Origin of the sequence: Pseudomonas sp. KCJK9000, assembly GCF_046230725.1 — a bacterium.
Taxonomy (GTDB): domain Bacteria; phylum Pseudomonadota; class Gammaproteobacteria; order Pseudomonadales; family Pseudomonadaceae; genus Aquipseudomonas; species Aquipseudomonas promysalinigenes.
This window is the reverse complement of the sequence record NZ_JBJJLN010000032.1, coordinates 41,193-52,102: the sequence shown is the minus strand read 5'-3', so window position 1 is coordinate 52,102 and position 10,910 is coordinate 41,193. Positions and strand designations below refer to the sequence as shown.

12 protein-coding genes are annotated in these 10,910 nt (G+C 59.9%); 7 read left to right on the top strand and 5 right to left on the bottom strand.

The genetic code is table 11. The annotated features are described in order from the left end of the window. Positions 1-192: 192 nt before the first annotated feature. Both ACK59H_RS15240 and ACK59H_RS15235 read right to left on the bottom strand, forming a co-directional pair. A complete protein-coding gene (locus ACK59H_RS15240; protein WP_060479723.1) occupies positions 193-1,686 on the bottom strand; it encodes a CoA-acylating methylmalonate-semialdehyde dehydrogenase in 1,494 nt (497 codons plus the stop codon). A 73-nt stretch (positions 1,687-1,759) separates the two neighbouring features. Next, on the bottom strand, positions 1,760-3,106 hold the full coding sequence (locus ACK59H_RS15235) for an aspartate aminotransferase family protein (RefSeq protein WP_060479724.1): 1,347 nt from the start codon (positions 3,104-3,106) through the stop codon (positions 1,760-1,762). Between the two features lie 119 nt (positions 3,107-3,225). On the opposite strand from ACK59H_RS15235, the gene ACK59H_RS15230 reads away from it, so the two are divergent. From ACK59H_RS15230 to ACK59H_RS15210, 5 genes are all read left to right on the top strand, one after another. Next, the gene (locus tag ACK59H_RS15230; RefSeq protein WP_060479725.1) at positions 3,226-4,143 is read left to right on the top strand and encodes a LysR family transcriptional regulator; all 918 of its coding nucleotides are present in this window, start codon (positions 3,226-3,228) and stop codon (positions 4,141-4,143) included. A 90-nt stretch (positions 4,144-4,233) separates the two neighbouring features. Then, a complete protein-coding gene (locus ACK59H_RS15225) occupies positions 4,234-4,896 on the top strand; it encodes a TetR/AcrR family transcriptional regulator (protein ID WP_060479726.1) in 663 nt (220 codons plus the stop codon). Positions 4,897-4,905: 9 nt separating this feature from the next. Continuing rightward, positions 4,906-5,490 (top strand): IMPACT family protein, encoded by a 585-nt coding sequence (locus ACK59H_RS15220; protein ID WP_409264593.1) that lies wholly within the window; start codon positions 4,906-4,908, stop codon positions 5,488-5,490. A gap of 353 nt (positions 5,491-5,843) precedes the next feature. Next, positions 5,844-6,530 (top strand): SDR family oxidoreductase, encoded by a 687-nt coding sequence (locus tag ACK59H_RS15215; protein WP_060479728.1) that lies wholly within the window; start codon positions 5,844-5,846, stop codon positions 6,528-6,530. Between the two features lie 84 nt (positions 6,531-6,614). Then, positions 6,615-7,562: an adenosine deaminase gene (locus ACK59H_RS15210; RefSeq protein ID WP_186476449.1), complete on the top strand. Its 948-nt coding sequence runs from the start codon at positions 6,615-6,617 to the stop codon at positions 7,560-7,562. A 5-nt stretch (positions 7,563-7,567) separates the two neighbouring features. Here ACK59H_RS15210 and ACK59H_RS15205 read toward each other — a convergent pair whose 3' ends face one another. Then, positions 7,568-8,275, bottom strand: coding sequence for a helix-turn-helix transcriptional regulator (locus ACK59H_RS15205; protein ID WP_060479730.1), 708 nt, complete (start codon positions 8,273-8,275; stop codon positions 7,568-7,570). Between the two features lie 464 nt (positions 8,276-8,739). On the opposite strand from ACK59H_RS15205, the gene ACK59H_RS15200 reads away from it, so the two are divergent. Then, the gene (locus tag ACK59H_RS15200; protein ID WP_081016688.1) at positions 8,740-8,937 is read left to right on the top strand and encodes a hypothetical protein; all 198 of its coding nucleotides are present in this window, start codon (positions 8,740-8,742) and stop codon (positions 8,935-8,937) included. Here ACK59H_RS15200 and ACK59H_RS15195 read toward each other — a convergent pair. Both ACK59H_RS15195 and ACK59H_RS15190 read right to left on the bottom strand, forming a co-directional pair. After that, on the bottom strand, positions 8,888-10,069 hold the full coding sequence (locus ACK59H_RS15195) for a multidrug effflux MFS transporter (RefSeq protein ID WP_409264592.1): 1,182 nt from the start codon (positions 10,067-10,069) through the stop codon (positions 8,888-8,890). The two genes, ACK59H_RS15200 and ACK59H_RS15195, sit on opposite strands and share 50 nt — an antisense overlap. A gap of 75 nt (positions 10,070-10,144) precedes the next feature. Then, positions 10,145-10,342, bottom strand: a complete 198-nt coding sequence (locus ACK59H_RS15190; protein WP_060479731.1) for a heavy-metal-associated domain-containing protein — start codon at positions 10,340-10,342, stop codon at positions 10,145-10,147. 145 nt (positions 10,343-10,487) lie between these two features. Between ACK59H_RS15190 and ACK59H_RS15185 the strand changes: the two genes are divergently transcribed. Next, positions 10,488-10,874: a hypothetical protein gene (locus ACK59H_RS15185; protein WP_060479732.1), complete on the top strand. Its 387-nt coding sequence runs from the start codon at positions 10,488-10,490 to the stop codon at positions 10,872-10,874. Positions 10,875-10,910 lie beyond the last annotated feature (36 nt).

Here is a 10,910-nt window from a genome sequence, read left to right as displayed (position 1 = left end):
GAAGCGCTTCCAATCTCGCCCAAACTAATTAACTCGTTGAATCTCAAGGAGTTTTTCGTTCCGATGTCGCTGGAAGTGGGGCGCATTATAAGGGGATTCGAAAGCCCGTCAACCTTTAATTTCAAGAAAGTTCAATATTGCTCAAAAACGAAGCGGGGGAGGCTTGCGCCCTCCCCCGCTTGCGCTCAGCGCTTACAAGCTAGGGAATGCAAACTGCGACGCTTCATGGCTGGAACGTTGCGGCCAGCGCTGGGTGATCGCCTTACGGCGGGTATAGAAGCGCACACCATCCGGCCCATAGGCGTGCAGATCACCGAAGAGCGAACGCTTCCAGCCACCAAAGCTGTGGTAAGCGACAGGAACAGGGAGCGGTACGTTGACCCCCACCATGCCTACCTCGATTTCGTCGCAGAACAGGCGCGCGGCTTCACCGTCACGGGTAAAGATGCAAGTGCCGTTGCCATACTCATGGTCATTGATCAATTGCATGGCTTGTTCCAGGCTGTTCACGCGCACCACGCACAACACCGGGCCGAAGATCTCTTCTTTATAGATGCGCATTTCTGGGGTCACGTGATCGAACAGGGTACCGCCGACGAAGTAGCCGTCTTCATTACCCGTTACACGCAAACCACGACCATCGACCACCAGTTTGGCGCCAGCGGCCAGGCCATCGTCTATATAGCCGACTACCTTGTCACGGGCAGCAGCGGTCACCAGCGGCCCCATGTCAAGACCACAGGAAGTACCAGCACCGATCTTCAACGCCTTGATCTGCGGCTCCAGCTTGGCGATCAGCGCATCAGCAACCTGATCACCGACGCACACAGCCACCGAAATAGCCATGCAGCGCTCACCGCACGAACCGTATGCCGCACCCATCAGCGCACTGACCGCGTTGTCCAGATCAGCGTCGGGCATCAACACTGCGTGGTTCTTCGCACCACCCAGAGCCTGGACGCGCTTGCCGCGCTTGGTACCTTCGGCGTAGATGTACTCGGCGATTGGCGTCGAACCAACGAAGCTCAGTGCTTTGACCTCCGGTGCTTCGATGAGCGCATCGACGGCTTCTTTATCGCCGTGCACCACGTTGAGGATACCCTTCGGCAGGCCAGCCTCCAGCAACAACTGCGCAATGAATAGCGTCGAGCTGGGATCGCGCTCGGATGGCTTGAGGATGAAGGCGTTGCCGCAGGCAATGGCCAACGGGTACATCCACAGCGGCACCATGGCTGGGAAGTTGAACGGGGTGATGCCAGCAACTACGCCCAGCGGCTGGAAGTCGGACCAGGCATCGATGTTAGGGCCAACATTGCGGCTGTATTCACCTTTAAGCACCTCTGGCGCCGCGCAGGCAAACTCGACGTTCTCAATGCCACGCTTGAGTTCACCAGCAGCGTCTTCCAGGGTCTTGCCGTGCTCTTCGCTGATCATCTGCGAGATGCGTGCTTCATTCTGCTCCAGCAGTTGTTTGAAGCGGAACATCACCTGAGCGCGCTTGGCCGGGGGGGTATTGCGCCAAGCCGGGAACGCAGCCTTGGCAGAATCGATGGCCTGCTGAACGGTCGCGCGGCTGGCCAACTCCACCTTACGCACCGCTTGGCCGGTAGAAGGATTGAAGACATCGGCGGTACGCTCACCCTTGGTAACCAGCTCGCCGTGAATCAGGTGCTGAACAATGCTCATGCAAAACTCCAGATAAAGAAGGTTGAGTCAGGCGCGTGATCGGCTCACGCGCTCTGCGTCGAAAGCGTGATGATCAGTCGATCTTGTTCAGGGCTTCACCGACCGCGTCGAACAGACGGTCCAGCTCCTGCGGCTGAGTATTGAAGGTTGGCCCGAACTGCAAAGTGTCGCCGCCAAAGCGCACATAGAAGCCGGCCTGCCACAGCTTCATGGCCGTTTCGTAAGGCCGCACGATGGCATCACCGTCGCGGGCAGCGATTTGAATCGCGCCTGCCAGGCCATAGTTACGGATGTCGACGACATTCTTGGTGCCTTTGATGCCGTGCAATAGGTTCTCGAAGTGCGGCGCCAACTCTGCAGCCGACTGCACCAAGTTCTCTTTTTGCAGAAGGTCGAGCGCAGCAATACCGGCGGCGCAGGCAACAGGGTGCGCCGAGTAGGTGTAGCCGTGAGGAAATTCGACGGCGTATTCCGGAGTCGGTTGGTTCATGAAGGTCTGGTAGATCTCACTGGAGGCGATCACTGCCCCCATCGGAATGGCACCGTTGGTGACCTGCTTGGCGATGCACATAAGGTCTGGGGTGACACCGAAAGCCTCGGACCCAGTCATGGCACCCATACGGCCGAAACCTGTGATGACCTCGTCGAAGATCAGCAGGATGTTGTGCTGCGTACAGATCTCACGCAACCGCTTCAGGTAACCCTTGGGCGGCGGCAGTACACCGGCGGAACCTGCCAGCGGCTCGACAATCACGGCTGCAATGTTCGACGCATCGTGCAGCTCGATCAGCTTGAGCATTTCATCTGCCAAGGCGATACCGCCCTCCTCTGGCAGGCCTTTGGAGAAGGCATTCACCGGCAGCACGGTGTGGGGCAGGTGGTCGACGTCCAGCAATTGGCCGAACATCTTGCGGTTGCCATTGACGCCACCCAAGCTGGTACCCGCGATGTTAACCCCGTGGTAGCCACGCGCACGGCCAATGATCTTGGTCTTGGTGGCCTGGCCTTTTAGGCGCCAGTAGGCACGCACCATTTTCAACGCGGTGTCGCAGCACTCGGAGCCCGAGTTGGTATAGAAGACATGGTTCAGGTCGCCGGGCGTCAGTTCAGCGATCTTCTCAGCGAGCTGGAACGAAAGCGGGTGGCCGAACTGGAATGCCGGGGAGTAATCGAGAGTACCCAGCTGGCGTGCGACTGCCTCGGTGATTTCCTTGCGGGTATGCCCGGCACCACAGGTCCACAGACCTGAGAGGGCATCGAAGATTCGCCGGCCCTTGTCGTCTACCAGGTGATTGCCATCGGCCGCCACGATCAAGCGCGGATCGCGCTGGAAGTTACGGTTGGCGGTGTAAGGCATCCAGTGGGCATCGAGCTTCAGCTGGCTGGCGATACCTGGAGTGACGGCTTCGGGCATGTTCATCGGCGGGGTCCTTGAAAGACTGTTAGGCAACGATGGATGTTGTTGCAGCTAAATTGGCACGGCGATAAAGTCTGAAAAAGCCTACATTTCTAATCTTCAGTTAGCGCAAGACTAAACTTATGAGCCGACGCCCCGACCCTCTCGCCCAGGTAAGTGATTTCGATATCCGCTTGCTGAAAATTTACCGAAGCGTCGTTGAATGCGGAGGGTTCTCCGCTGCGGAGAACGTGCTGGGCATAGGCCGCTCGGCCATCAGTCAGCAGATGAACGATCTCGAACAACGCCTGGGCTTACGTTTGTGTCAGCGCGGCCGCGCTGGCTTCTCGCTGACCGAGGAAGGCCGCGAGGTGTACCACTCGGCACTGCAATTGCTCAGTGCGCTTGAAACTTTCCGCACCGAGGTCAATGGCCTGCACCAGCATTTGCGCGGCGAGCTCAACATCGGCCTGACCGATAACCTGGTTACCCTGCCACACATGCGCATCACTCATGCCCTGGCCGAACTCAAGGACCGCGGCCCCGAAGTTCGTATCCAGATCCGCATGATTTCCCCCAGCCAGGTCGAGCAAGGCGTGCTGGACGGCAGTCTGCACGTCGGTGTGGTGCCGCAGACCAGCCCACTTTCAGGCCTGGAATATCAATCGCTGTACAGCGAGCGTTCACAGCTTTATTGCGCGGTTGGCCACCCGTTGTTCTACGCCGACAACCAGCAGATAGACGATGAGCGCCTGAACAGCCAGGAGGCCATCGCCCCTACCTTCCGCCTGCCTGCAGAGATTCAGGCGCATTACCAGGCCCTCAATTGCACCGCCAGTGCCTCAGACCGCGAAGGCATGGCTTTTCTGATCCTGACTGGGCGCTACATCGGCTATCTTCCGGACCATTACGCGACCTTCTGGGTCCAGCAGGGCCGCCTGCGCGCGCTCAAACCGGCGCAACGGTTCTACGACCTGAGCCTGAGCTGGGTGACCCGCAAAGGCCGTCGGCCAAATCTGGTATTGGAAAGCTTCCTCGAAAGCCTGGCTGCGACACGCTGATGCCCGCTTCTGACGCTAAGGCTTGTCAGGCCAGCACAGGCAGGTAATCTTGTCCGACATTCGTTGCCACAGACCTGTCCGGAATCGTCCATGACCCTAGAAGTCCCAGCGCATCGCCTCCCCGCCTCGGGCAAGCCCGCCGGCCGTATCCGCCAGAAGAACGAACAGGCCATCATCCAAGCCGCCGAAGACGAATTCGCCCGTCATGGTTTCAAAGGCACCAGCATGAACACCATCGCGCTGAAAGCCGGCTTGCCCAAGGCCAACCTGCATTACTACTTCACCAACAAACTCGGCCTGTACATCGCCGTGCTGAGTAACATCATCGAATTGTGGGACAGCACCTTCAACGCCTTGAGCGTCGACGACGACCCGGGCACCGCGCTGAGCCATTACATACGTACCAAAATGGAGTTCTCCCGGCGCAACCCTCAGGCCTCGCGGATCTTCGCAATGGAAGTGATCAGCGGCGGCAGTTGCCTCACCGAGTACTTCAGCGCCGACTACCGGGAGTGGTTCCGCGGCCGGGCTGCTGTATTCCAAGCCTGGATCGAAGCCGGAAAAATGGACCCGGTGGACCCCGTACACCTGATCTTCCTGCTCTGGGGCAGCACCCAACACTATGCCGACTTCGCTACCCAGATCTGCCAGGTCACCGGCCGGAGCCGGCTGACCAAGCAAGATATGGAAGATGCCAGCAATAACCTTATCCACATCATTCTCAAAGGCTGCGGCATCACGCCGAGCGCCTGACGTTCATTTATGTCTTCTACCTTGCTTGAGCTCTGCGAATTTCGCGAGGAAATCCGCAAGAGCCGCTTCATCACCCTTGCCGCCCCGATCACCAGTGCGGCCGAAGCCATGAGCTTCATCGAACGCCACAGCGACGTGGCCGCCACCCACAACTGCTGGGCATGGAAGATCGGCGGGCAGTACCGCAGCAATGACGATGGTGAACCAGGCGGAACCGCCGGGCGGCCAATCCTGGCGGCCATCGAAGCGCAGGATTGCGACCAGGTCGTGGTGCTGGTAATCCGCTGGTACGGCGGCGTTCAATTGGGCACCGGGGGGCTAGCCCGCGCCTATGGGGGTGGCGCCAACAAATGCCTGCAACAGGCGCCCAAACGGCTGCTGGTAAAGCGCAGCGAATTCGTTTGCAGTTGTACGTTCAGCGAACTGGCGCTGGTGAAACTGCGCCTGGCAGAGGTAGACGGTCTGGTGCTGGACGAGCAGTTCACCGCCAATGGCGTCGACCTTGAAATCGCGCTGGGTGAAGAGCACCTGGGCACCTTGCAACAGCAGTTGGCCGATCTGAGCCGCGGCCGAATCATCTTGCAGGCCCGCTAAGACTTGCCCACATCAACTGTGGGCCGGCCTGTGGATAAGCTTGGGGCACTCCGCTGCATCCCATGCCAGCAAAGGCCTGCGGAGCATTGAGCATATTTTGATCAGCGTTTGATGACAGCACCAAGTGACTGAACTGAGGTGAGTTATCCCCAATGAGAACGACAGATCGCGGGCAGGCTTGCGCACAATTACTGTGGATCAGCCTGTGGATAACCCGTGAGCCAACCGTTCAGCGCCCGGCTCACTCAGGGCCGGGCGTAACTGTACATTTTTTAGCCAGACGCTAGGCAGGCACACCTGACGGCACTGCAGTATGCTCAATTGTTTTCAGACTCCCATAAAGGAATCTTCCAATGGCAACTTCGAAAACTGCCCTCATCATCGGCGCATCCCGCGGCCTAGGCCTGGGTTTGGTCCAGCGCCTGCAGGAAGATGGCTGGAGCATCACCGCGACCGTGCGCAATCCCCAGCAGCCCGGCGCCCTGGCAGATGTCCCGGGCGTGCGCATTGAACAACTGGAAATCAATGACGCCGCTCAACTCGACGGCCTCAAGCAACGCCTGCAAGGTGAGGTATTCGACCTGGTGTTCGTCAACGCTGGCGTCATGGGCCCTCTGCCGCAGGACCTCGAAGCGGTAAGCAGCCAGGCCGTTGGCGAGTTGTTCATGACCAATGCCGTGGCCCCGATCCGTGTCGCCCGCCGCCTGGCAGGCCAGCTGCGCGAAAACACTGGCGTGCTGGCGTTCATGAGCTCGATCCTGGGCAGCGTAACCATCCCCGACGGCGGCGAACTGTGCCTGTACAAAGCCAGCAAGGCGGCACTCAACTCTATGATCAATAGCTTTGTGGTCGAACTGCAGCGCCCGGACCTGTGCGTACTGGCCATGCACCCCGGCTGGGTGAAGACCGACATGGGCGGTGAAAACGCGGAAATCGACGTGCTCACCAGCACTCGGGGCATGCTGGAACAGATCAAGGCGCAAAGCGGCAAGGGTGGCCTGCGCTTCATCAACTACAAAGGCGAGCCGCTGACGTGGTGAGGTGAATACCGACCGGCCGGGCGCAATACCCGGCCGAGCCCTGTAGAATGTCGGCAACCGTTCCTGATTCGAGACATTCCCCCTATGTATGATTGGCTAAATGCCCTGCCCAAGGCAGAACTACACCTGCACCTTGAAGGTTCGCTAGAGCCTGAACTGCTCTTCGCACTGGCCGAGCGCAACAAGATTGCCCTGCCATGGAATGACGTAGAAACCCTGCGCAGCGCCTATGCGTTCAATAACCTGCAAGAGTTTCTCGACTTGTACTATCGCGGCGCGGACGTACTTCGCACCGAGCAGGATTTCTATGACCTGACCTGGGCCTACCTGCAACGCTGCAAGGCACAGAACGTGATTCATACCGAACCGTTCTTCGACCCGCAGACCCACACTGACCGCGGCATCGCGTTCGAAGTGGTGCTCAATGGCATCAACCAGGCACTCAAGGATGGCCGGGAGCAACTGGGCATCAGCAGCGGCTTGATTCTGAGCTTCCTGCGTCACCTTAGCGAAGAGCAAGCGCAAAAGACCCTAGACCAGGCCATGCCGTTCCGCGACGCGTTCATCGCTGTCGGTCTGGACAGTTCGGAGATGGGCCACCCGCCAAGCAAGTTCCAGCGCGTGTTCGACCGCGCCCGCAGCGAAGGTTTCGTGGCTGTCGCACACGCCGGTGAGGAGGGCCCGCCCGAGTACATCTGGGAAGCGTTGGACCTTCTGAAGATCAAGCGGATCGACCACGGCGTACGCGCCATCGAAGACGAGCGCCTGATGCAACGCATCATCGACGAGCAGATCCCGCTCACTGTTTGCCCCTTGTCCAATACCAAGCTTTGCGTGTTCGACGATATGAGCCAACACAACATCCTCGATATGCTCGAGCGTGGCGTCAAGGTGACAGTCAACTCGGACGACCCAGCCTACTTCGGCGGTTATGTCACCGAGAACTTCCACGCCCTGCACACCCACCTGGGCATGACCGAAGACCAGGCTCGCAAGCTGGCGCAGAACAGCCTGGACGCTCGCCTGATCTGAAGCCGTCAACCCACCTGCAAAGTCGCCACGCGGGCGATGCGGTTGATCTGCTGCACACCTTCGGCAGAAATCTGCAGCACCCGCGTGCCTTCAGGTTCGCGTATCCAGCCAGACTGAAGAAACAGTTTGAGCAATGCCTGGCCAAGGCTGCCGCCCAAGTGCGGCCCTTGGTCGCTCAACTCATTGTTGTGGCAGACTGAACAGCCGCCTTGGCGTCGTGATGCCAGCGCGTCGATGTAGACCCCGATGGCCGCCAGTTGAGCGCGCCCCTCATCGCTCACCGTGAGCTCCCGCTCACTGCCCACCAGCCAACCAGCCACTACCAGCCGATGGTACAGTTCAGCCGCCAGTTCGCCGCCCAAGTGGTCACCACAGCGGCGCGCCCTGCGCATCGCCATTGGCAATTGAAGTACCTCGGTATGCCGCCTGTTTTGCGCAACCAACTGCACGCTGGCCAACGCTTCGACAGCGACCCCGACCTGGGGAGTGGCGAGCCTGAAGTAGCGCTTGCGGCCCCGCGCCTCGAGCCTGAGCAGGCCTGCCGAAGACAGCAGCGACAAATGCGCACAGGCAGAAGACGAGGTCAGCCCGGTCATCATCGCCAGTTCATCGGTCGGCCTCGGGGTGCCATCGATCAGCGCCCATAACATCGCGCTGCGCTTGGGGTCGGCCATCAGGCCGGCAATCTGACTGATACTGCTGACTGCATTCATATCCCTATTTCTCCCGCGTGATCACGTCTGGTTTCCAGAGGCCAGCCTTGGCTACGCTAATCGCCCCCAAGGCAAAGTGCTCGACCGCCAGTATAAGCCGCAGAAAAGCCGCATCCGGCAGCTCGGAACCTGTGCAGGTAAGCCCGAATGACGCTGGGTAGGGTGACCCTCGAATCGGTCGATGTGGCGGGCAAAGCTCTACAAACCAGAGCAGGAGGGAAAATACTGGGCATAAGGAAGGATGGCCCAGAGCGGGCTGCGACTCTGCCGACAGTACCCTTCCCCAAGTAGCGCAACTCAAAGCGAAGCTTCTACTTCAATTCAGCCAAAGCCTATGGAAACTTCAGACAAACCCTTGAGACAACGCCCCGACCGCCAGTCCGAACACCCGCTCGGGCCATGGCAACGGTTGTGCGCAGCGCTACACTATCTGCGCCCCTCTTGCCAATCGGAGGTATGCCGCGATGAAAATTGTCGTCAGTACGTCGACCCGCAACCCCAACTGCCCCTGGCAGGTCAGGCTCGACCAGCATGTAGTGAGTTTTCGCAGCGAAGCCGAGGCCCGCGCCTTCGTCGCTACCCTGCAAAATCGCCTGCAGGCCCCTCACTCGCTCATGCAGGGCGCGCTGCCTGAAAGCGCCGGGTCAGCAATGCGACACTGACCACCAGCGCCCCGCAGAAACTGATCACCAGGCTCATGGGTATTGCACTCCCGTCATGTAGCACACCGACCAGCGCTGCTGCAGCGGCAGCGACGCTGAACTGCAGGCAGCCCATTAATGCCGACGCGCTGCCCGCCCGTGCGCCCTGGCCGCTCATGGCACAGGCGGCCGCGTTGGGAATGATGCACCCTAGGCTGGCGATGCAGACGAACAGCGGCACCAGCAATGGCCACAGCGCAGCGGGTTGCAGGGCCGCAACAGCCAACAGCGAGAGGCCCGCCGCGAGGTACACCCAGACCGCACGGCTCAGCAGAAATGCCGGGCCTCGCTTGACCAGAAGGCGCGCATTGACCTGAGCGACCAGGATGAAGCCAGCAGCATTGGTGCCGAACAGCCACCCATAATGTTCAGCAGGTACGCCGTAGAGCTTTATGAAGACGAAAGGTGAACCAGCGATGTAGGCAAACATACCGGCAATGGCGATCCCCCCCGTCAACGCGTGGCCGAGGAACACACGGTCGGCCAACAGACGCAGGTATTGGCGCAAGGCACCCGACAGTGGCTGGCGCGGCATATGCGCCGGCAAGCTTTCCGGCAGGCCAAGGGTTACGGCCAATAAGCTGGCTGCACTGAACAGGCTCAGCGCCAGGAAGATCGACTGCCAACCGGCGAAGTTTACCAGCACCCCACCCAGCATCGGTGCCAGGATCGGGGCCAAGCCCATCACCAGCATCAACTGCGAGAACACCTTGGCAGAGGCCACCGGGTCGCACTTGTCGCTGACGATGGCCCGCGACAGGACCATGCCCGCGCAACCGCCCAGCGCCTGGACAAAGCGAGCGATGATCAACGTGTCGAGGTTGGGCGCATAGGCGCAGGCCAGTGAGGCCAGGGTGAACAAAGCCACCCCGAATACCAGCGGCTTGCGCCGACCAAACCGATCTGCCACAGGCCCATAGGCCAGCTGACCGATCGACAAGCCAAGGAAATAGGCCGCAAGAGTGGCCTGTACGTGTTTTTCATCGGTGGCGAACGCCTGCGCCATGGCCGGGAAGGCGGGCAGGTAGAAGTCGATCGCCAAGGGCCCGAACGCACTGAGTGCGCCCAGAATCAGCACCATTCGCAGGTTCATCAGAAATCCATAGCATGCTAAGCAAGCTGCTAAGTCTACCTGCGTCGGGCCCTGTGTGTCGCGATCAGGCTGCGGTTATGTCAACTCGGCCTGGTAGCCTTCTTCACGAATGGCCGCCAGCACCTGCTCAGCCGTCAGTGTGCTCTGCACGTTGACTGTTTTGCCGGCCAGATCCACGTCAACCTTTGCTTGTGCATCCAGCGCCTGCACTGCTTGTGTCACAGCTTTCACACAATGGCCACAGGTCATGCCTTGTACATTGAACACTTGCATGGGGAATGCCTCCTTCGGGGTTTTGTCCAGTTTCAAGCTTGCCATCGGGTCAAGGTCAAGTTCTGCGTTGCGCGGCCGGGCTGGAAATCCGCGCTCACCTCAGCCAAGCTGCGCCTTTGACGATCGCGCATGCAGGAGGTTTTTCATGTTCAGGACAGCAGTGGGCGCAGTCGGGCTACTGGCCGCACTAGCCGCAGTGCCCCCGGCCAGCGCCGAGAGCAACTCGGACTACAGCGTACTGATCATTTCCCGGGAACGCCTGGAGGTGGCGACCAGTTGCGAGATCGGCGTGTACCTCAATGACCAGCTTTCCGGTCGGGTATTCCAAGAGCAGTCCACATCTTTCAACCTGCCGCCTGGCCCGGTGGACGTGCGCCTGCGCCTGCTGCCTGGGCAAATGCCCGGCTGCGCTGCCGGTATCGAGGACCAACGCAGCACACGGCTCAACCTGCAAGCGGGGCAGATCAACAAATACCGTATTGCCATGGGCCACAATGGCCTTGAGTTGCGACGAGCCAGCCTGGGCTATTGACCTTCCCTGCGTGGCAAGGTTGATGCTGTGCCCAAG